This window comes from Sinorhizobium chiapasense, assembly GCF_036488675.1.
In the GTDB taxonomy this organism is placed as follows: Bacteria; Pseudomonadota; Alphaproteobacteria; order Rhizobiales; family Rhizobiaceae; genus Sinorhizobium; species Sinorhizobium chiapasense.
The window spans coordinates 2,869,404-2,889,840 of the sequence record NZ_CP133148.1 but is presented as its reverse complement, the minus strand read 5'-3'; the positions used below and the strand labels follow the sequence as shown (position 1 = coordinate 2,889,840).

Below are 20,437 nucleotides of genomic sequence, written 5' to 3'. Positions count from 1 at the left end.
GATTATTTTGCGCGGGCGCGATAGACGGTGTCGAGCCAGACGGCGGTGACCAGCACGACACCGACGACGATCCGCTGCAGCGGGCTGTCGATGCCGAGCAGCACCATGCCGGATTGCAGCGACTGCATGACAAGGGCGCCGAGCATGGCGCCGGCGATCGTGCCCATGCCGCCGGCAAGCGAGGTGCCGCCGATGACGGCCGCGGCGATCGTGTAGAGTTCGTCGAGCTCACCCTGGGCATTGGTGGCGGCGTTGAGGCGCGCCGTCGAGATCGCGGCTGCGACGGCACAGAGCATGCCCATCAGCGCGAAGATCCTGACCGTCACCCAGCGCGTCTTGATGCCGGCGAGTTCAGCCGCTTCCGGATTGCCGCCGATCGCGAAGACGTAGCGGCCGAAGCGCAGGCGCGTGGCGATGAAGGTCATGACGATGCCGATGACGATGGCGATCAGCACCGGAATAGCGATGCCGTGCGCGATGAAGAGGCCGCCTTCGGGCCAGGCGATGCCGTTGGCTTCGGCGTATTTGCGGGCGATGTTGGCCGGCCAGGGATAGCTGTTGGCGACCGTCACTGCGCCGAGAACAAGGGCGCAGCCAATTCCCGACAGGAAGTACTCGGCCCAGACCGGGCGGCGAGGAAAGCCGAAGCGCTTACGCTGCTTGCGGGCGTTGATGATGCTGGCGACGATCGCGAGACAGGCAAGGAAGCCGACGATCCAGCTTGCCGTCGAGCCGATCGAGCCTTCGGTGCCGCCGCCCATCAGCCGGAAGGTGGCGTCCATTGGTGCGACCGTGCGGCCGCTGGTGACGAACCAGGTGGCGCCGCGCCAGACGAGCAACCCGCCGAGCGTGACGATGAAGGACGGCACGTTGAGGAAAGCAATGATCACGCCATGCAGCGCGCCGATCGCCGCTCCGAGGAAAAGGCCGGCAAGCAACGTGATGATCCAGGTGGCGGGATGGTTGAAGCCGAGGACCTGCGGCAGCAGTTCGGCCTGCAGCACGCCCATGATCATGCCGACGAAACCGAGGATGGAGCCGACCGACAGATCGATATTGCGCGTGACGATGACGAGAACCATGCCGGTCGCCATGACGGCGACCGAGGCGGTCTGCACCGAAAGGTTCCAGAGGTTTCGCGGCGTGAGGAACAGGCCGTTGGACAAGAAGTCGAAGCCGATCCAGATGATCAGCATCGCGCCGACCATGCCCAGGAGGCGGGTGTCGATTTCGGTGGCGCGGAAGAAGCGCTTCACCGGATTTTCAGCCGCGCTGCGGGCGCGATTAAAATGTGCGGTATTTGTCGTGTCGGCCATGGCCGCCGTCCCCCACTGTTTCCATTTGCTCATGCGGTTGTTTTCGCCTCGCGTTGCCGCGATCTTAACACCCGCATGCAAGACCGTCCCGACCTCAAGCAAACGCCGCAACGGGTCACGTTGCGGCGTCTTGAGGTCAATTCAAATGCCGAGCCGTCAGTTGCACGCGGCGATGGCGCCGGCAGCAACGCCCTGGCAGGCCGCGTCCTTGGAAATCCAGCCGGCGTCGATGACGACGTTCAGATTGTCCTTGGTGATAGCGAGCGGTGCCAGGAAGACCGACTTCATGGCAACGCCCTTCGGTCCGCCGTTGAAGGTTTGAACGCCCTCGATCTCGTCCATCGTCTTGCCGGCGGCGAGCGCCGAAGCGATTTCGGCGGCCTTCTTGCCGAGCTCGCGCGCGTCCTTCCAGACGGAAACCGTCTGGGAGCCGAGCGCGACGCGGTTGAGCGCCGCAAAGTCACCGTCCTGTCCGGATACCGGCACGGAGCCCGCAAGACCCTGTGCCGAAAGTGCGGCAATCGCGCCGCCGGCCGTGCCGTCGTTCGATGCGACGACCGCGTCGACCTTATTGTCATTGGCGGTCAGGAACTGCTCCATGTTCTTCTGGGCATTTTCCGGCTTCCAGCCATCAGTGTAAGCCTCGCCGACATTCTTGACCTTGCCGCCGTCAACCGCTTCCTTCAGCACTTCCATCTGGCCGGCAAAGAGGAAGTCGGCATTCGGGTCGGACGAGGAGCCCTTGATGAAGACGAAGTTGCCTTCCGGCTTCACCTTGAAGACTTCGCGGGCCTGCATGCGGCCCACTTCCTTGTTGTCGAAGGTAATGTAGAAGGCGGCCGGATTCTCGATCAGGCGGTCGTAGCCGACGACCGGGATGCCCTCTGCGGTGGCCTTTTCGATCGCCGGGGCGATTGCGTCGGAATCCTGGGCGAGCACGATCAAGGCGTTTGCGCCCTGCGCGATCAGCGATTCGATGTCGGTCAGCTGCTTGGCGGCAGAAGACTGGGCATCGGCGGAGATATACTTGTCGCCGGAAGCTTCAAGCGCGGCCTTGATGGCGGCCTCGTCGGTTTTCCAACGCTCTTCCTGGAAGTTCGACCAGGAAACGCCGACGACAAGATCCTTGGCGATCGCCGCCGAATGCATGGACGCGATGATGGCAGCCCCCGCCATCAACTTCAAAACGGATTTCATTTCATCCTCCCAAGTGGTTGCGCCGTGCGCGCGAACCTCCCGCACGCCTCCTCGGCCAACCGTGAAGTGCTGTCGCAGACCCGCCGCAACCAGTGCGGACTTTTTTCTCGACAGTCGAGAAAATAAATGTCAGAGTTTTAGCAGGCTGTCAACAAGGCCCCGTGCAGCGCCATGCGTCTTTTCCGAGAAGCGTAAAAATCGCTGTAGCACATTGAAATGCTGTATGTTTCATCCATAAGCCGGCTTCGATCCAAGGAAACATGCAGGGCGTCTTGTCTTGCCGCTCAACAGATGCTTTGGAGGAAGCATGGGGCTGAAGGACCCGCCATCGACAGGGACGTGTAATGCTGACGAAGTCCAGCACTGAACTTGTACGTCAGCAAAACAGCACGCTTGTCCTTGCGGCGCTCCGCCGGAAGGGTTCCTTGTCCCACACCGAAATCGCGTCGGAAACCGCTCTCGCCTCGGCCACCGTCTCGGCCATCACCGCGGAACTGGAGCGCGCCGGAATCATTGGCAGGAGCGAGCAGCACGTTCAGGGCGGCCGTGGCCGGCCGCGCGTGCTTTTCACGCCGAGGCGCGACTGCGGCCACGTGATCGTCGTGCGCATTTCGTCCGATATCGTCCAGTATTCGCTTGCCGACTATGGCGGCACTCTGCTCGATCGGTTCGAGGAGGCGAGAAATCACGATCTTAGGGGCGCGGCCGCTTTCGGGCAGATATTTGCCGCCGCGCTTGAACGGTTGCTCCAGCGCTCCCGCATCACCAAGGAAGACGTGCTTGCCATTTCGATCAGCAGCAAGGGCCTTGTTGCCGCCGATGGAGCGCGACTGATCTGGTCGCCGGTTTTCGGCCGTGAAGAACTCGATTTCGAAGAGCTGCTGCGCCCGGATTGGCGCGCCAAAATCATGCTCAGCAACGAGACGCTGCTGGTTGCCCAGGCGCTTGCCGTCCGGGCCGAGGAGGGGAGAGAAGACTTCAGGGCGCTTGCGGCCATATCCCTCGGACACAGCATTGGTCTCGGCCTTGCGCGGAGAGGGCGCCTCGGCGACCTCGATGTTTCGGCGCCGAATTTCGGGCACATGCTGCACACGAGTTCCGCCGGGCTTTGCCGGTGCGGCGGCCATGGCTGCATCGAGGCGGCGGCCGGTTTCTACGGAATCCTGCGCACGGCGTTCGAGGTGCCTTCCGACACGATCCCGGCGAAATTCGTGCCGCTGCCGGAGATGGACAAGATCGCGGCGAGCGCGCGCCAGGGACACCGCATGGCCGGCTATGCGTTTCGCCAGGCGGGCATCGCTCTCGGTAATGGCATTTCCCGCATGCTCAGCCTCTACGAGCCGATGCCGATCTTCGTCACCGGACCGGGGACACGTTACTTCGACCTCCTTCATAAGGGCGTGGAAGAGGGGCTTGCCCAGTCCCTGCAGGTCCGCCTGCAAGGACTGCCGGAAATCGCGGTGGCGGCCGACGAGCAGCGGCTCGTTTTCGACGGTCATCTCAATCGCGCACTGAGCGCGATCGACGCCGACATTGCTGCCGGGCATGGTTGAGTTCGGACATTGTCTCCTCCGCGTCGCTACGGCGCCACGCGTCTTGTCAGACGCGCAAAGGACGCTGCAGCACTTTGAATAGCCGGCGAAATCTTGCAGGCGAATTCTGGTGCCTTTGCAATTTACAGTTATTTAGAGACTCCTTGCAAAGCTGTCTCTGAGGCAGGGGGCATCCATGTTTTCAGTGATTGCATGCATACGCAATGATCATGACTGGCGACTGATCGCGGTCGCTGCGGTCGTTTGTCTTGCCGGCAGCATCGCCACGATGCTGCTCCTGCTGCGCGCGCAGCGCAGCGACGGCGCTCAGCGACGCCTTTGGGCCGCTGCTTGCGCCTTTGCGTCCGGCGTCGGTATCTGGTCAACACACTTCATCGCGATGCTCGCCTACGACGGCGGCATGCCGATCGCCTATGAGATCCGAGGCACGACGCTCTCGGTGCTGGTGGCGATCGCTGCGTCCTGGATTGCATTCGCCGTGGCTTTGGCCGGGACCTTCCGTTGCGCCTTCGCCGTCGGCGGCATCCTGCTCGGCCTCGGCATCGCGGCGATGCATTTCACCGGCATGCGCGCGGTCGAAACGCAAGGGCAGGTCGTTTTCGATTTTGGAGCGACTGTGACCGCCGTCATCTTGGGCACGCTGATTGCGGGCGTTGCGCTTCATGCGTTTCAGACGCTGCGGGGCGTTCGCAGGCTGGTCGTGTGCACGGTCCTGCTCGTCTTCGCGATTTGCTCGATGCACTTCAAGTCGATGAGCGGTGTCGGCCTTGTACCGGACCCGAGCGTTGCCGCCACCTCCGTATTCGCTCCCGCTTGGCTTGCGGGCGGCGTGATCGCCGCATCGACGACGCTCATCCTGATGGCTTTCGGCGCGCTCTTTCTCGACCGGCATCTCACCGATCTTCGCGGCCTCGTCAACGCGTCGCTCGAAGGCATGATGATCGTCCGCGGCGATGAAATCGTCGATGTGAACGAGCGGCTCGTCGGCCTTTGTGGCCGGACCGCAAACGACCTGGCAAAGAGAAACCTCGCGGAGCTGTTCGCGCAGGATCGGGAGCGGCCGGGGGATCGTCGGGCGTTCGGCGGATCATGCGAAATCGAATTGCTTCACGCGGACGGGAGCCGAATTCCCGTCGAATACATGTGCCGCACGATCGAATACCGCGGGCGGGAGTGCGACGTGATTTTCGTGCGCGATCTCAGTCAGCGCAAGGAGGCGGAACGCACGATCGAGCGCCTTGCGCATCATGATGCGCTGACCGACCTTTCGAACCGCAGTTCGTTCGACCGCCGCATGGCGCAGGCGATCGCCGTGGCGAGCGCGAGGAACGAACCGTTGGCCGTCCTCTGTCTCGACCTCGACCGCTTCAAGGCCGTCAACGATATCTTCGGTCACGGAGAAGGCGATCGCATCCTGTGCAAGGTGGCCGACATCCTGCGGACAGCATGCGCGGAAGACGATACGATCGCACGGCTCGGCGGCGACGAATTCGCGATCATCCAGCCGTCCGCCGGACCGGAAGCAGCGCGGCAATTGTCGGAGCGCATTCTCAGATCTTTTGGTGAGGAAATGGACACCAGCCGCGACCCGATGGCCGTCGGCGTCAGCATCGGCGTGGCGATCTATCCGGCCGACGGGATAACGGCAGACCGGCTTTGCAACAACGCCGATACGGCGCTTTACCGGGCGAAGCAGACCGGCAAGGGCATTGCCTGCTTCTTCGACGCCGAGATGGATGCAGCGGTGCGCACGCGCCGGCAGATGGAAAATGACCTTCGGCACGCGGTCGCCAGACGCCAGCTTTTCCTCGAATACCAGCCGCTCGTCGACGTTCGTGACGATCGGGTCGTCGGCTACGAGGCGCTGTTGCGCTGGCGGCATCCCGATCGCGGTCTTATTAGTCCCAGTGTTTTCATTCCGATTGCCGAGGAAAGCGGCTCGATCATCCAGATCGGTGAGTGGGTACTCGAGCAAGCTTGCCTTGAGGCGGTCCGGTGGAACGAGCCGCTGGCGATTTCAGTCAATATATCACCGGTGCAGTTTCTGCTTCCCAATCTCCTTGAACAGATCGAGGGGATCCTGGGGCGCACCGGTCTCGAGCCGCGCCGGCTGGAACTGGAGATCACCGAAGCAGCCCTGATGCACAATAGGAATGACGTGTTGGCGACGCTCGTCCGGCTGCGGTTCCTTGGCGTACGGATCGTCATGGACGATTTCGGGACGGGGCATTCCTCGCTCAGCAATCTCCAGACCTTCCCGTTTGACAAGCTGAAGATCGATTGCAGCTTCACGGCGGCTCTCGACAAGGACCCTGCTGCGCACGCCATCATCCGCGCGATCATCGCCCTGGGCCAAAGCCTCAACCTGCCGGTGGTGACCGAAGGTGTCGAAACAGAGCGGCAGAAGCAGATCATCGTCGAAGAGGGATGCCGGCAAATCCAGGGCTTCCTCTCCGGGCGCCCGGGGCGCGCGCCGAGCTCCGCCCAGCCGGCGCTGGAAAGGCTTGAGGCGTGATTTTCACCAATGAAACAGGCCGGGTTCAAAGCCCGGCCTTGATGTTTCGTCGAAAATGCCGGCGTCAGGCGATGTTGACCTGGCGCTTCTCGGCAACCGACTTCACGGCCGCGTCGGCCAGTGCCAGCGCTGCGAGGCCGTCCTTGCCGGAGGGCGTGATTTCCGCACCTTTTTCGATCGCGGCGATGAAGCTCTCGATCTCGTTTGCATAGGCCTCGGTGTAGCGCGTCATGAAGAAGTCGTGCAGCGGCGGACGCGTGTAGCCTTCGCCGGTCGCGATTTCGATCGATACGGGGCGCTGGTTTTCCGCCGAGACGACTCCCTTCGATCCGTGAACCTCGATGCGCTGATCGTAGCCATAGGTGGCACGGCGAGAATTCGAGATGATCGCCTGCCTGCCGGAGGCCGTCTGCAGGATGACCGAAACGCTGTCATAGTCGCCGGCCTCGCCGATCGCCTTGTCCACCAGCACCGCCGCGGTGGCGGTCACGGTAACCGGTTCTTCCCCGAGCAGGAAGCGCGCCATGTCGAAATCGTGGATCGTCATGTCGCGGAAGATTCCGCCCGAGCGCTTGATATAGTCGACCGGCGGCGCACCGGGATCGCGCGAGGTGATCGTCACCATCTCGACATCGCCAATGCGGCCGTCGGCGATCGCCTTGCGCACGGCCATGAAATGCGGGTCGAAGCGGCGGTTGAAACCGACCATCAGCTTGGCCTTGGTGTCCGACACGACCTTGAGGCAGGCCTTCACGCGCTCGACATCGAGATCGATCGGCTTTTCGCAGAAGATCGCCTTGCCGGCGCGGGCAAATCGCTCGATCAGGTCGGCGTGCGTATCGGTCGGCGTGCAGATGACGACGGCATCGATATCGGCCGCGCTTTCGATTGCCTCGATCGTGCGCACGTCGCAGCCATAGGCCTTGGCAATGGCGTCCGCCGCCGCCGGGAAGGCGTCGGCAACCGCGACCAGGACGGCGTCAGGATTGCCGCTGACGGCTTTCGCGTGAACCTTGCCGATGCGCCCGGCGCCCAGAAGACCAAATCTCACTGTCATGTTCGTCTCTCTCGAAATCCGGTCGCAACCGGAAGGGAACGCGATGATGACGCTCATCGCGCAAAGGCGTCGCGGGCGGCATTGCCCGCGCATTCATAAGGCATGTAACGACGGTTGATATCCCGCGCGCCGCGGCGAGGTGTCCTCTCTCCCTCGTCTCCACTCCGATCCTGTCTCTCGTTTGCGACAATTTCGAGTGCCGGAATGAAAAGGCCAAATTTCTCAATTTCGGAATTTTTATTCCGTTTATGCCCACGTCGTCAAGGCCGGGATTGTGGCGGCGCACTTGCAGCAGCGGCCAATTTGCCTCTACAAGGAAGCCAGTTTGCACGCTGGCCCGAGAGACAGGATGCTCAAATTCATCGATCCGGATCACCCTTTTTACAGGCCCCTGTGGATCCGCCTGTTGATCGTCGCCGCCTGCGCCGCATGGACGGCGGTCGAGTTCAGCAATGGCCAGGTGACGTGGGGCATGATCTTCCTGGCCGTGACCGCCTATGCAGGCTGTGCCCTGCTGATCTTCTTCAAGCCGAAGCCATCGGCCGATGACAAGACCGACGCGGGCGACGCCTCGAAGTGAAGGTCATGTCGGCCTGTTGTCGCGCGGCAGCCTTCGCGACGCTTCGTCGATAAGCATGTTGGCGAGCTTCATCCGGATGGTGGCGTTAGCCCTGAATTCGACCGCTAACGTGTCCGGATGGTTAGCGGCGGCGAACCGCCGTCGTTTGGCAGCGAGCGTCGCGACGGTTTCCTGCTCCTGCAGCGCGAGGTCGGCCGCGACCTCGGCAAGACTGGTGCGTCTTAGATGATCGGGCATCACCAGTGGGTGCGCCCTCTCGGGCGGCGTGAGCTCCCGATAAGCACGCTCCACCGAATCGAATGCGGCCGCGGCCGCCGAAGACGTGTCGACGATGAAGCCTTGCGAAAGGCGTGCCGTCCCGTGCCGGAATACCTGCCCGACGTCCTCGTTGGACGCCTCGGTCTGCTGCTCCGCCTTCAATCGCTCGAGCACCGACTGAAACACCGACATGCCGAACATGACGTTGCCTCTCCCAAAAGCATTCATCAAGGCGATGCAATTTGCGCCCAATTGAACGAAGCACTGATCTTGCGCGATCCTGCCCTGTGAGGATTATGCGGGCCTGATCACGCGCGGCTTTGCTTCAGGATCAGGTCGTAGAGGAGCTTGGCGCTTGGCGGCAGGGCACGGCCTTCGGCGGTGATGAGACCGTAGGGCTTGATGCGTATCGGGAATTGGGTCGGCAGCACGCGAATATCGCCGGCGGGCGTCCCGTTACCGGCGACAAGGTTTGCGACGTCGAGGGCGACCGGCGCAATCGCGTTTGTGTTTCGAACGATCGACAGCGTCAGGATGATCGAGGACGTGTTGATGACAGTTGCCGGCAGCCGGACGCCGGCGGAGACGAAGCTGTCTTCGACCGCGCGGCGCAACAGCGTGCCCGGCGGCTGGAACACCCAGTCGTAGCCCGGCAGGTCGCCGGCGCTGGCCAGTGGCTTGTCGAGGAGGGGATGGCCTTCGCGGACGATCAGGCAGACTTCCTCGAAACCGATCTCCACCATGTTGAAGAGACGCGGATTGAGGTCGTCCGGGATGCGGCCGACGACGAAGTCGTGGCGTGCCGCCAAAAGCTCGCGGGTCAGCACATTGCTGTTGTCGATCTGCACATTGATCTCGATGCCCGGATAGGCGGTCGAAACCTGGCGGATGGCGGGCACGGCGAGGTTAAGGGCGGGGCCGGTGACGGAGCCCAACGATACCGAGCCGCCGCTGCCGGTTTTCAATTCATTGATCTCGCGCGCGGCCTCGCGCAGTTCGAGAAAGATCGTGCGCGCGCGTCGCGCAAGCGCCTCGCCATAACGTGTCAGTTCGACGCCGCGCGCCACGCGTTCGCAGATCGGCGCCTTCATGATCGCTTCGATCTCGGCGAGCATGCGCGACGCTGCTGGCTGCGAGATGCCGAGCGAATCGGCGGCGGTGCTGATGCGGCGATGATCCTCGATCGCCAGGATGAGCCTCAGGTGATTGATCTTCAGCCCCGACCGAAGGAGGCCGGTATCGAGCAGTTCGTCCGCCGTCCCTGTCGCATTCGCCCTGCTGTCCACTGTCACGGCATCGGTCCCATTCCGAAAAGTTTCAATAATCACACTCTTTTGCAGTGGTATATCAGTTTTGATATGCATGCAAAGCGATATTGTATTTGACAGTTATGTCGTTTGATTCCAGTTTCCCTTCCGATGCGCCAGTGCATGCGGGAGTATGTGGGGCCGGGAGGGCTTTCCTTCACCTTGAACCACCGCCGGAGACCAGCTCTCCGCGCCGGTGGATCGCTGCGCATATGACGGGGCCTGCCGGCTTCAACACTCAGGGAGAGATCTGATGAAATTGATTACTTCGCTTCTCGCAGCCGCGGCGATTTCCGTCGCGTCGTTTGCTGCACCGGTCTTCGCACAGGACAAGGGCACGGTCGGCATCTCCATGCCGACGAAGACGTCGACCCGCTGGATTTCCGACGGCGAGACGATGGAGAAGCTTTTCAAGGAAGCCGGCTACACGCCGGACCTGCAGTTCGCTGACGACGACATTCCGAACCAGCTCGCGCAGATCGAGAACATGGTGACCAAGGGCGCGAAGGTCCTCGTGATCGGCGCCATCGACGGCACCACGCTGTCCGACATCTTGCAGAAAGCACATGACGCTGGCGTCAAGGTCATCGCCTATGACCGGCTTATCCGCGACTCCGGCAACGTCGATTACTATGCGACCTTCGACAACTTCCAGGTCGGCGTCCTGCAGGCGACGTCGCTCGTCAACGGCCTGAAGCTCGACGGCGCGACCGAGCCGAAGAACATCGAACTTTTCGGTGGTTCGCCGGATGACAACAACGCCTTCTTCTTCTACGACGGCGCCATGTCGGTCCTGCAGCCCTTGATCGACAGCGGCAAGATCGTCGTTAAGTCCGGCCAGACGGGCATGGATCAGGTCGGCACCCTGCGTTGGGATGGCGCTGTCGCCCAGGCCCGCATGGAAAACCTGCTTTCGTCGACCTACACCGATGCCAAGGTCGACGGCGTGCTCTCGCCCTATGACGGTCTCTCGATCGGCATCATCTCCGCTCTGAAGGGCGTCGGCTATGGCTCCGGCGACATGCCGATGCCGGTAGTCACCGGTCAGGACGCCGAACTGCCGTCGGTCAAGTCGATCCTCGCCGACGAACAGAATTCGACTGTCTTCAAGGACACCCGCGAACTCGCCAAGGTCACCGTCGGCATGGTCAACGCGATCATGGACGGCAAGGAGCCGGAAGTGAACGACACCAAGACCTACGAAAACGGTGTCAAGGTCGTTCCGTCCTATCTCTTGAAGCCGGTTGCGGTGGACAAGTCCAATGCCAAGGAAATCCTTGTCGGCTCGGGCTACTACACGGAAGACCAGATCAACAACTGATTGCGTCAAACATCGAGGGTCCGCGATCCGTTGCGGACCCTTTTCTCTGGGTAAGGGAGTCTGTAGTCTCTCACAGACTGCCGCTGGAATGCTGAACATGGACAATATCATTCTGGAAATGCGGGGCATCACCAAGACGTTTCCGGGCGTCAAGGCGCTGGACAATGTCAGCTTCAAGGTCCGCGAAGGTGAAATTCACGCTCTCGTCGGTGAAAATGGTGCCGGCAAGTCGACCTTGATGAAGGTGCTGAGCGGCGTCTATCCGGCCGGAACCTACGAGGGTGAGATCCATTATGACGGCGAGGTGCGCCGCTTCAGCACGATCTCGGACAGCGAGCATCTCGGCATCATCATCATTCACCAGGAACTGGCGCTTGTTCCACTGCTGTCGATCGCCGAAAACATCTTTCTCGGCAACGAGATCGCCAGCAAAGGCGTGATCCACTGGCCGCAGACCTTTGCCCGCACGCAAGAACTCTTGAAGAAGGTGGGCTTGAAGGAGCCGCCTGCGACGCTCATCACCGATATCGGTGTCGGCAAGCAGCAACTGGTGGAAATCGCCAAGGCGCTTTCCAAGAAGGTTCGGCTGTTGATCCTCGACGAACCGACCGCCTCGCTCAACGAGACCGATTCCGACGCGCTTCTGAAGCTGCTCATGGAGTTTCGCAAGCAGGGCATGACCTCGATCATCATCTCGCACAAGCTGAACGAGATTAAGAAGGTCGCCGACCAAATCACCATCCTGCGCGACGGTGGCACGGTTGAAACACTCGACTGTCAGAAGGAAGACATCAGCGAGGACCGGATCATCAAGGGCATGGTCGGGCGCGCGATGGAAGATCGCTACCCGCCGCGCGAACCGAATATCGGCGAGACGCTGCTCGAAGTGAAGAACTGGAACGTCTTCCATCAGCATCACCGCGACCGCCAGTTCCTGCACGATGTCAGTTTCAACGTTCGCGCCGGCGAGGTCGTCGGCATCGCGGGGCTGATGGGTGCTGGCCGCACCGAAACAGTGATGAGCATCTTCGGCAAGTCATGGGGACACAAGATCACCGGTGAAGTGACCATGCGCGGTACCCCGGTGGACGTGAGCACGATCCCCCGCGCGATCAAGGCGGGCCTTGCCTATGTGACGGAGGATCGCAAGCAGCTCGGTCTCGTGCTGATCAACAACATCAAGGACAACACGACGCTTGCCAACCTGAGCGCGGTCGCGGCGAACGGCGTCATCGATGAGCGCAAGGAGAGAAAGGTCGCTGCGGACTATCGCGCGAAGCTCCGTATCCGCTCGCATTCGATCTACCAGGAGACGGTGAACCTCTCGGGTGGCAACCAGCAGAAGGTCGTGCTGTCCAAGTGGCTGTTCACCAACCCCGAGGTTCTCATACTCGACGAGCCGACGCGCGGCATCGACATCGGCGCGAAGTATGAGATCTACACCATCATCAACCAACTCGCGGCCGAGGGCAAAGGCATCCTGATGATCTCGTCGGAGATGCCGGAACTGCTCGGAACCTGCGATCGCATCTATGTCATGAACGAAGGGCGCATTGTGGCAGAGCTTTCCAAGGAGGAAGCGAGCCAGGAATCCATCATGCGCGCCATCATGCGTTCAGGGGAGAAACACTAATGGTCGCCGATACGAGCACCCACACCACCAAACCGTCGATCGGTGACTATCTCAGGAATAACATCCGCGAATACGGCCTCCTGGTCGCGCTCGTGATCATCATGCTGTTCTTCCAGTTCGTGACCGACGGCGTTCTCTTCAGGCCCGTCAACATCACGAATCTGGTGCTGCAGAACTCGTTCATCGTCATCATGGCGCTGGGCATGTTGTTGATTATCGTCGCCGGGCACATCGACCTTTCCGTCGGCTCGATCGTCGCCTTCATCGGCGCGATCTCGGCGATCATGCTGGTCAAATGGGGTCTGCCGGCCTTTGTCGTTGTTCCCGCCTGTCTTGTCGTCGGTGGCATCATGGGGGCGGCGCAGGGCTATTGGGTGGCCTACCAGAAAATCCCGTCCTTCATCGTCACGCTTGCCGGCATGCTGGTGTTCCGCGGGATGACCTACGTGGTCCTCGGTGGACGCCCGATCGGGCCGTTCCCAAAGGATTTCCAGATTCTTTCGACTGGCTTCGTTCCTGATTTTCTTTACTTCATCAACCCGAGCCCCGAGATCATCAAGAACATGGTGGCGCTGGTGGCGGTGCTGGCGCTTGTCGGCTACGCGATCTTTGCCGGCCTGCGCAATCGCCGCATCAACGAGCAGCATGGCACGGAGAACGAGCCTTTCGTCTTCTTTGCGGTGCAGATGGCGGTTATCGGCGTTGTCGCCCTGTTCATCGGCTTCCAGCTTTCGACCTATCGCGGCCTGCCGAACGTGCTCATCATCATGGGTGTGTTGATCGCCGCCTATACGTTCATCACGGCGCGGTCGACGATCGGCCGGCGGATCTATGCGATGGGCGGCAACGAAAAGGCTGCCAAGCTCTCCGGCATCAACACCGAGCGGTTGACGTTCTACGCTTTCGTGAACATGGGCGTGCTCGCCGCACTCGCCGGCATGATCATCACGGCGCGTCTGAACTCGGCCACCCCGAAGGCAGGCGTCGGTTTCGAGCTCGACGTGATCGCGGCGTGCTTCATCGGCGGAGCCTCGGCATCGGGCGGCGTCGGCAAAATCACCGGCGCAGTGATCGGCGCCTTCATCATGGGCGTGATGAACAACGGCATGTCGATCATGGGCATCGGCATCGACTACCAGCAGCTTATCAAGGGCCTCGTGCTGCTCGCAGCCGTGTTCTTCGACGTCTACAACAAGAACAAGGGCAAGGGCTGATCGGTTTTCCGGTCTGCTCCCAAGGTCAACACTATGAACGGGCGGCCCTTCTGGGCTGCCGTAGGTGGGTGGTGCGAGCCACCCTCAGGGCGACGCATTGCCTTTCCTCGAGGAGGGGCTCGCTAAAGCCAACTCGACTAGGAAGGACAGGAACGTGCTGATTTCTCAGGTCAGGAAGCAAGACGGATCGGTTGCAGTCGCGGTACGGGCGCCGGGCGAAGTGGCGCGCGTCGTCAAGGGAGCGGAAAGCGTCTACGCGCTGGCGATGGAAGCGGCCAACGACGGCAAGAGCCTCAAGGCGGTGATCGACGCCAAGGGTCTCGGCGAAACGATTGATCTCGAAGAGGCCTATGCCGAAGGGCGGATGCTGGCGCCGATCACTCATCCGGATCCGGCGCACCTTCATCTGACCGGCACCGGCTTGACCCATCTCGGATCGGCAGCGACCCGCGACGCCATGCACAAAAAGACCACCGAGGCAGCAGAAGAGACGCTGACCGATTCGATGAAGATGTTCCGCATGGGACTTGAGGGCGGCAAGCCGAAGCCGGGTGAAAAGGGTGTTCAGCCGGAATGGTTCTACAAGGGCAACGGTGTCGCTGCGGTCGCCCCGGGTCAGCCGCTGACGTCGCCCGCCTTTGCCGAAGATGGCGGCGAGGAGCCGGAAATGGCCGGCATCTATGTCATCTCCGACAGGGGTGTGCCCTATCGCCTCGGCTTTGCCGTCGCCAACGAGTTTTCCGATCACAAGACCGAGCGGGTCAACTATCTCTGGCTCGCCCATTCGAAGCTGCGCCAGGCGAGCTTCGGGCCGGAAATTCGCATCGGCGCGGCGCCGGAAGATATCCGTGGGACGTCGCGCATCCTGCGGAGTGGCGAAGTGCTGTGGGAAAAGCCGTTTCTCTCCGGCGAGGCCAACATGTCCCACAGCTTCGCCAACCTCGAATATCACCATTTCAAGTATGGTCTTTTCCGTGTGCCGGGTGACGTGCATGTGCACATGTTCGGCACGGCGACGCTTTCCTTCGGTGACGGCATCCGCACGGAGGAGGGCGACGTATTCGAGATCGAGGCCGGGGAATTCGGCCTGCCGCTGCGCAATCCGCTGACGATTGCCGCAGAGGAAGAGATCGTCATACGCCAACTCTGATATATCTCTACGGCAGCCGGAGGCCGCGACGGGCGGCCGGTTGTTGCGTCAAGAAGACAAGGAGGCTTAAAGGCCCATGACACTTCACCAGAACCTGATTGCCGGCGAATGGGTCGGTACCGACGGTGTTGCCAACATCAATCCGTCGAACACCAACGATGTCATCGGCGACTATGCCCGCGCCAGCGCCGATGATGCGAAGGCGGCGATCGCGGCTGCAAAGGCGGCCTTTCCGGCCTGGTCGCGCTCCGGCATCCTCGAGCGCCACGCGATCCTGAAGAAGACCGCCGACGAGATTATCGCGCGCAAGGACGAACTCGGGCGGCTCCTGTCGCGCGAGGAGGGCAAGACGCTCGCCGAAGGCATCGGCGAGACCGTGCGGGCCGGCCAGATCTTCGAGTTCTTCGCCGGCGAAGCCTTGCGGCTGGCGGGCGAGGTCATCCCGTCGGTCCGGCCGAATATCGGCGTCGAGATCACCCGCGAGCCGGTCGGCGTCGTCGGCATCATCACGCCGTGGAATTTCCCGATCGCCATTCCCGCCTGGAAGATCGCGCCGGCGCTTTGTTATGGCAACACCGTCGTCTTCAAGCCGGCCGAACTGGTGCCGGGTTGCTCCTGGGCGATCGTCGACATTCTTCACCGTGCCGGCCTGCCGAAGGGTGTGTTGAACCTCGTCATGGGCAAGGGCTCGGTCGTCGGTCAGGCGATGCTCGACAGCCCCGATATTCAGGCGATCACCTTTACCGGTTCCGTCGGCACCGGCAAGCGCGTGGCCGCCGCCTCCGTCGAGCACAATCGCAAATTCCAGCTGGAAATGGGCGGCAAGAACCCGTTCGTCGTGCTTGACGATGCCGATCTTTCGGTTGCCGTCGAGGCGGCGGTCAATTCCGCCTTCTTCTCGACCGGCCAGCGCTGCACCGCCTCGTCGCGCCTGATCGTCACCGAAGGCATCCACGACAAGTTCGTCGCGGCGATGGGCGAGCGGATGAAAGGCCTTGTCATCGACGACGCCTTGAAGGCCGGCACCCATATCGGCCCGGTCGTCGATCAGGGTCAGTTGAACCAGGACACCGACTATATCGCCATCGGCAAAAACGAGGGCGCCAGGCTCGCCTTCGGCGGCGCGCTGATCTCGCGCGACACGCCCGGCTTCTACCTTGAGCCGGCGCTGTTCACCGAGGCGACCAATCAGATGCGGATTTCCCGCGAGGAGATCTTCGGTCCGGTCGCGGCGGTGATCCGGGTGAAGGATTACGACGAGGCGCTGGCCGTTGCCAACGACACCCCGTTCGGGCTTTCCTCCGGCATCGCCACCACCAGCCTCAAGCACGCGACGCATTTCAAGCGCAATGCCGAGGCCGGCATGGTGATGGTCAACCTGCCGACCGCCGGCGTCGATTTCCACGTGCCGTTCGGCGGCCGCAAGGGCTCGTCCTACGGTTCGCGCGAACAGGGCAAATACGCCGCCGAATTCTACACAACCGTCAAGACAGCCTACACGCTGGCTTGAAGAGTTAGAGCGGGATGCGGGCGCAAACCGCGCACACTTTCCTCATCCCGCTCTCAAGCCCACGTGATTTCGCCCGCTGACATGCGGGGTTAAAGAGGAAACGATGAAGAAGAAAGCTGAGTGGCCGCGCAAACTCCGTTCACAGGAATGGTTCGGCGGTACGGGCAAGAATGCCATCATGCATCGCTCCTGGATGAAGAACCAGGGGCTACCCGCCGATACCTTCGACGGTCGGCCGATCATCGGCATCTGCAACACCTGGTCCGAGCTCACTCCCTGCAATGCGCATCTGCGTGACCTTGCGGAGCGCGTAAAGCGCGGCGTGTACGAGGCGGGCGGCTTCCCAGTGGAATTCCCGGTCTTCTCGACGGGCGAAAGCACGCTCAGGCCGACGGCCATGATGTTCCGCAACCTCGCGGCCATGGACGTCGAGGAATCGATCCGGGGCAATCCGGTCGATGGCGTCGTGCTGCTCGGCGGCTGTGACAAGACCACGCCCAGTCTTCTGATGGGGGCGGCGAGCGTCGATATTCCGGCGATCGTCGTCTCCGGCGGACCGATGCTCAACGGCAAATGGCGCGGCAAGGACGTCGGTTCCGGTACCGCCGTCTGGCAGTTCTCCGAGATGGTCAAGTCCGGCGAGATGACGCTGGAAGAGTTCATGGACGCCGAGCAGGGCATGGCCCGTTCGGCCGGAAGCTGTATGACCATGGGCACGGCCTCGACCATGGCGTCGATGGCCGAGGCGCTCGGCATGACGCTCTCCGGCAACGCCGCCATCCCCGCCGTCGATGCGCGCCGCCGGGTAATTTCTCAGCTCACCGGTCGCCGCATCGTCGAGATGGTCAAGGAGGATTTGAAGCCTTCCGATATCCTCACCAAGCAGGCCTTCGAAAACGCCATCCGCGTCAACGGCGCGGTCGGTGGCTCTACCAACGCGGTCCTGCATCTGCTCGCGCTTGCCGGCCGCATCGGCGTCGACCTTTCGCTCGACGACTGGGATCGGCTCGGTCGCGACGTGCCGACGATCGTCAACCTGCAGCCGTCGGGCAAGTACCTGATGGAAGAGTTCTACTACGCCGGCGGCCTGCCGGTCGTGATCAAGGCCGTGGCCGAGATGGGGCTTCTGCACAACGACGCCATTACGGTGAGCGGCGACACGATCTGGAACGACGTGAAGGGCGTCGTGAACTACAACGAGGACGTGATCCTGCCGCGCGAACAGGCGCTGACGAAGTCGGGCGGCATCGCCGTGTTGCGCGGCAATCTCGCCCCAAGAGGCGCCGTGCTGAAGCCTTCGGCCGCATCGCCACACCTGATGCAGCACAAGGGCCGCGCCGTCGTCTTCGAAAGCATCGAGGACTATCACGCGCGTATCAACCGCGAAGATCTCGACATCGACGAGAACTGCATCATGGTGCTGAAATATTGCGGCCCCAAGGGTTATCCGGGCATGGCCGAGGTCGGTAATATGGGCCTACCGCCCAAAGTTCTGAAGAAGGGCATCACCGACATGATCCGCATTTCCGATGCGCGCATGTCGGGCACGGCTTACGGCACCGTCATTCTCCATACCGCTCCGGAGGCGGCCGAAGGAGGACCTTTGGCGCTGGTCCAAAACGGCGACCTGATCGAAGTCGATATCCCGAACCGCACACTGCACCTCGACGTGTCGGATGAGGAGCTTGCCCGCCGCAGAATGGCTTGGGTGTCGCCGGTCAAGCCGCTTACGGGCGGATATGGCGGGCTTTACATCAAGACGGTGATGCAGGCCGACACCGGCGCCGACCTCGACTTCCTCGTAGGGGCACGCGGCGACCGCATCCCGATGGACCGCGACAGCCATTGATTGGGGTTGGCGGAGGGCGGTTGCCCCGCATTTACCCCTCACCCTAACCCTCTCCCCGCGGGCGGGGAGAGGGGACTGAGGCGGCGCCAGGAGTCTCCTTCGCCCCGCTTGCGGGGAGAAGGTGGCCGGCAGGCCGAATGAGGGGCAGCCCCCGACGGCGAAAAACGTCTACTGACTCTGCGTCTGGCTCTGCTCCCCCTGACTCTGGCTTTGCGTCTGCCCTTGCCGTTCTACCGTCACGGCCACTTTAAGCGTCTCGCTGGCGGCGCCATGCACCAGCCCGGAAATCGGCGCGGCATCGCGGTAGCAAAGGCCCGAAGCGACGCGCACATAACGGTCGTTCGGGCAGATCTTGTTGGCGGCGTCGAAGCCGACCCAGCCGAGGCCAGCGAGATGGACCTCCGCCCAGGCGTGGCTCGCCGTCTGTTCCGGATGGCCTTCCATCATCAGGTAGCCGGAAAGATAGCGGGCGGGAAGGCCGAGCGTGCGGGCGGCGGAAATCAGGATATGAGCGTGATCCTGGCAGACGCCCTTGCCGCGCTCCAACGCTTCTTCGGCGGTCGTCCCGGTCTGCGTGTCGCCGGGCCTGTATTCGACCGTTTCGTGGATCAGCGTCATCAGCGAATGCACCCGCTCGAGGTCGGTATCGCCTTCGGCAGATTTCGCGAGATCGCGGATCAGCTTGCCCGGCTTGCTGAGCGGAGTTTCGCGCGCATAGAGCCATAGCGGCACGAAGGAGTGATGCGGGCCGAAAACGCCGGCGCGATCGTCCGTCTCCACTTCACCGCTCGCGACGATCCGAATGGCCTTGCGGTCTCCCTCGACACTGACGAGGTGTGTGCGATTGCCGAAGTGGTCGTCGTAGGACACTTCGACGGCCGCTCCCTCGACGCGGGTCTCCCAGTTCAGGACGGTTTGGCCCACCTGTGTCGTCGGCGTCAGCCGCAACCGCTGCAGGGCATACGGTACTGGTTCATCGTAATGATATTCGGTCGTGTGGCTGATTTTCAGGTGCATGTTCTTCTCCTGAAGCTCAGTGATAGAACCGATAGCCGTCGGAGATTTCCTGGCCCAGACGGTTGTTGTCGCTGATGAACTCCTCGAGATATTCGTGCAGCCCCTGATCCATGATGTCGTTCATCGATCGGCTGCGGAGCGCCGTAAGTGTCTGCTCGGCAGTCTGATGTGCCGCATGTGTCTCGCCGTATTCACGCGCGAGGTAGCCGAGATTGCTGACGATCTTTTCGTAGCAATAGGCGAGCGACCGTGGCATGCGTCCGTTGGAGATCAGGAAGTCGGCGATGTTCGCCGGCCTGAGTTCGGCGTCGTAGACCCAGCCATAGGCGCGATGGGCTGAGACGGAGCGCAGGATCGATTCCCACTGTACGTTGTCCATCGACGACCCAACGGCGGCGACGGCCGGCAACAGAACGTAATATTTCACGTCGAGAATACGCGCCGTATTGTCCGCCCGCTCGATAAAGGTTCCAATCCGCGAGAAGTTGAAGATCTCGTTCCTCAGCATCGTGCCGTGGAAGGCGCCGCGGATGAGACCGGCGCGGCGCTTGATCGTATCGATGATCTCGGGCAGATCGGCGGGCCGCGCCTTCTTCGCCAGCATCGCCTTCATCTCGATCCAGCATTCGTTGATCGCTTCCCAGGTCTCGCGCGTGAGGGCCGTGCGAACCATGCGGGCATTGTGGCGGCCCGCCTCGATGCAGGACATGACGCTCGACGGATTGGCGCGATCGCGAAGCAGGAAGTCGATGGCATCGCTGCTCGTCAGCGTCTCGTGCACCTCGTCATAGAGCTCGCGCACACCGGCGCTCTGCAGCACACCGTCCCAGTCGTCCTCGGTCGCTTCGCTGCGGGTCAGCGACATGCGCAGGCCCGCATCGATCAGGCGGGCGCTGTTTTCCGCGCGCTCGATATAGCGGAACATCCAGTAGAGGCCGTTCGCAGTTCTTCCCAGCATCG

The 20,437-nt window shown here is 62.1% G+C and carries 16 protein-coding genes; 9 read left to right on the top strand and 7 right to left on the bottom strand.

The genetic code is table 11. From position 1 onward, the window contains the following. Positions 1–2: 2 nt before the first annotated feature. Both RB548_RS13945 and xylF read right to left on the bottom strand, forming a co-directional pair. Positions 3–1,316, bottom strand: a complete 1,314-nt coding sequence (locus tag RB548_RS13945) for a sugar ABC transporter permease (protein ID WP_331374971.1) — start codon at positions 1,314–1,316, stop codon at positions 3–5. 156 nt (positions 1,317–1,472) lie between these two features. Then, entirely contained in the window at positions 1,473–2,513 is a 1,041-nt protein-coding gene (gene xylF, locus RB548_RS13940) for a D-xylose ABC transporter substrate-binding protein (RefSeq protein WP_331371883.1), read from the bottom strand. Positions 2,514–2,857: 344 nt separating this feature from the next. Here xylF and RB548_RS13935 point away from each other — a divergent pair, with 344 nt between their 5' ends. Then, positions 2,858–4,066, top strand: coding sequence for an ROK family transcriptional regulator (locus RB548_RS13935; RefSeq protein WP_331371882.1), 1,209 nt, complete (start codon positions 2,858–2,860; stop codon positions 4,064–4,066). 175 nt (positions 4,067–4,241) lie between these two features. Then, complete coding sequence (locus tag RB548_RS13930; protein ID WP_331371881.1) at positions 4,242–6,581, top strand: bifunctional diguanylate cyclase/phosphodiesterase; 2,340 nt, start codon at positions 4,242–4,244, stop codon at positions 6,579–6,581. Between the two features lie 64 nt (positions 6,582–6,645). On the opposite strand, the gene iolG is transcribed toward RB548_RS13930, so the two are convergent. Then, complete coding sequence (iolG, locus tag RB548_RS13925; RefSeq protein ID WP_331371880.1) at positions 6,646–7,638, bottom strand: inositol 2-dehydrogenase; 993 nt, start codon at positions 7,636–7,638, stop codon at positions 6,646–6,648. Between the two features lie 349 nt (positions 7,639–7,987). On the opposite strand from iolG, the gene RB548_RS13920 reads away from it, so the two are divergent. Continuing rightward, positions 7,988–8,218, top strand: coding sequence for a hypothetical protein (locus RB548_RS13920; RefSeq protein WP_331371879.1), 231 nt, complete (start codon positions 7,988–7,990; stop codon positions 8,216–8,218). Between the two features lie 3 nt (positions 8,219–8,221). Here the strand turns inward: RB548_RS13920 and RB548_RS13915 are convergent, their stop codons facing one another. Beyond that, on the bottom strand, positions 8,222–8,677 hold the full coding sequence (locus RB548_RS13915; RefSeq protein WP_331371878.1) for a hypothetical protein: 456 nt from the start codon (positions 8,675–8,677) through the stop codon (positions 8,222–8,224). A gap of 107 nt (positions 8,678–8,784) precedes the next feature. After that, positions 8,785–9,768: a LysR family transcriptional regulator gene (locus tag RB548_RS13910; protein WP_408642374.1), complete on the bottom strand. Its 984-nt coding sequence runs from the start codon at positions 9,766–9,768 to the stop codon at positions 8,785–8,787. 268 nt (positions 9,769–10,036) lie between these two features. Here RB548_RS13910 and chvE point away from each other — a divergent pair, with 268 nt between their 5' ends. The 6 genes from chvE to araD all read left to right on the top strand — a co-directional run bounded on the left by chvE (position 10,037) and on the right by araD (position 18,460). Further along, positions 10,037–11,104, top strand: coding sequence for a multiple monosaccharide ABC transporter substrate-binding protein (gene chvE, locus RB548_RS13905; protein WP_331371877.1), 1,068 nt, complete (start codon positions 10,037–10,039; stop codon positions 11,102–11,104). 97 nt (positions 11,105–11,201) lie between these two features. Continuing rightward, complete coding sequence (gene mmsA / locus RB548_RS13900) at positions 11,202–12,737, top strand: multiple monosaccharide ABC transporter ATP-binding protein (protein ID WP_331371876.1); 1,536 nt, start codon at positions 11,202–11,204, stop codon at positions 12,735–12,737. Then, positions 12,737–13,951 (top strand): multiple monosaccharide ABC transporter permease, encoded by a 1,215-nt coding sequence (gene mmsB / locus RB548_RS13895; protein WP_331371875.1) that lies wholly within the window; start codon positions 12,737–12,739, stop codon positions 13,949–13,951. The genes mmsA and mmsB overlap by 1 nt, the downstream gene beginning before the upstream one ends. Positions 13,952–14,105: 154 nt before the next feature. Then, on the top strand, positions 14,106–15,101 hold the full coding sequence (gene araD1 / locus RB548_RS13890; protein WP_331371874.1) for an AraD1 family protein: 996 nt from the start codon (positions 14,106–14,108) through the stop codon (positions 15,099–15,101). 76 nt (positions 15,102–15,177) lie between these two features. Further along, positions 15,178–16,611: an aldehyde dehydrogenase family protein gene (locus RB548_RS13885; protein WP_331371873.1), complete on the top strand. Its 1,434-nt coding sequence runs from the start codon at positions 15,178–15,180 to the stop codon at positions 16,609–16,611. Positions 16,612–16,714: 103 nt separating this feature from the next. Beyond that, on the top strand, positions 16,715–18,460 hold the full coding sequence (araD, locus tag RB548_RS13880) for an L-arabinonate dehydratase (RefSeq protein ID WP_331371872.1): 1,746 nt from the start codon (positions 16,715–16,717) through the stop codon (positions 18,458–18,460). A gap of 168 nt (positions 18,461–18,628) precedes the next feature. Here the strand turns inward: araD and RB548_RS13875 are convergent, their stop codons facing one another. Both RB548_RS13875 and RB548_RS13870 read right to left on the bottom strand, forming a co-directional pair. Then, entirely contained in the window at positions 18,629–19,477 is an 849-nt protein-coding gene (locus RB548_RS13875) for a transglutaminase family protein (RefSeq protein WP_331371871.1), read from the bottom strand. Positions 19,478–19,493: 16 nt separating this feature from the next. Next, entirely contained in the window at positions 19,494–20,435 is a 942-nt protein-coding gene (locus RB548_RS13870; RefSeq protein WP_331371870.1) for an alpha-E domain-containing protein, read from the bottom strand. Between the last annotated feature and the right edge of the window lie 2 nt (positions 20,436–20,437).

What these genes read in the sequence shown, in the direction of transcription:
- mmsB (WP_331371875.1), top strand. Translation starts at nt 12,737, where the DNA reads ATGGTCGCCGATACGAGCACCCACACCACCAAACCGTCGATCGGTGAC.
- araD (WP_331371872.1), top strand. Translation starts at nt 16,715, where the DNA reads ATGAAGAAGAAAGCTGAGTGGCCGCGCAAACTCCGTTCACAGGAATGG.
- RB548_RS13875 (WP_331371871.1), bottom strand. Translation starts at nt 19,477, where the DNA reads ATGCACCTGAAAATCAGCCACACGACCGAATATCATTACGATGAACCA.
- RB548_RS13870 (WP_331371870.1), bottom strand. Translation starts at nt 20,435, where the DNA reads ATGCTGGGAAGAACTGCGAACGGCCTCTACTGGATGTTCCGCTATATC.
- RB548_RS13915 (WP_331371878.1), bottom strand. Translation starts at nt 8,677, where the DNA reads ATGTTCGGCATGTCGGTGTTTCAGTCGGTGCTCGAGCGATTGAAGGCG.
- mmsA (WP_331371876.1), top strand. Translation starts at nt 11,202, where the DNA reads ATGGACAATATCATTCTGGAAATGCGGGGCATCACCAAGACGTTTCCG.
- RB548_RS13885 (WP_331371873.1), top strand. Translation starts at nt 15,178, where the DNA reads ATGACACTTCACCAGAACCTGATTGCCGGCGAATGGGTCGGTACCGAC.
- xylF (WP_331371883.1), bottom strand. Translation starts at nt 2,513, where the DNA reads ATGAAATCCGTTTTGAAGTTGATGGCGGGGGCTGCCATCATCGCGTCC.
- RB548_RS13945 (WP_331374971.1), bottom strand. Translation starts at nt 1,316, where the DNA reads ATGGCCGACACGACAAATACCGCACATTTTAATCGCGCCCGCAGCGCG.
- chvE (WP_331371877.1), top strand. Translation starts at nt 10,037, where the DNA reads ATGAAATTGATTACTTCGCTTCTCGCAGCCGCGGCGATTTCCGTCGCG.
- iolG (WP_331371880.1), bottom strand. Translation starts at nt 7,638, where the DNA reads ATGACAGTGAGATTTGGTCTTCTGGGCGCCGGGCGCATCGGCAAGGTT.
- RB548_RS13930 (WP_331371881.1), top strand. Translation starts at nt 4,242, where the DNA reads ATGTTTTCAGTGATTGCATGCATACGCAATGATCATGACTGGCGACTG.
- RB548_RS13935 (WP_331371882.1), top strand. Translation starts at nt 2,858, where the DNA reads ATGCTGACGAAGTCCAGCACTGAACTTGTACGTCAGCAAAACAGCACG.
- RB548_RS13920 (WP_331371879.1), top strand. Translation starts at nt 7,988, where the DNA reads ATGCTCAAATTCATCGATCCGGATCACCCTTTTTACAGGCCCCTGTGG.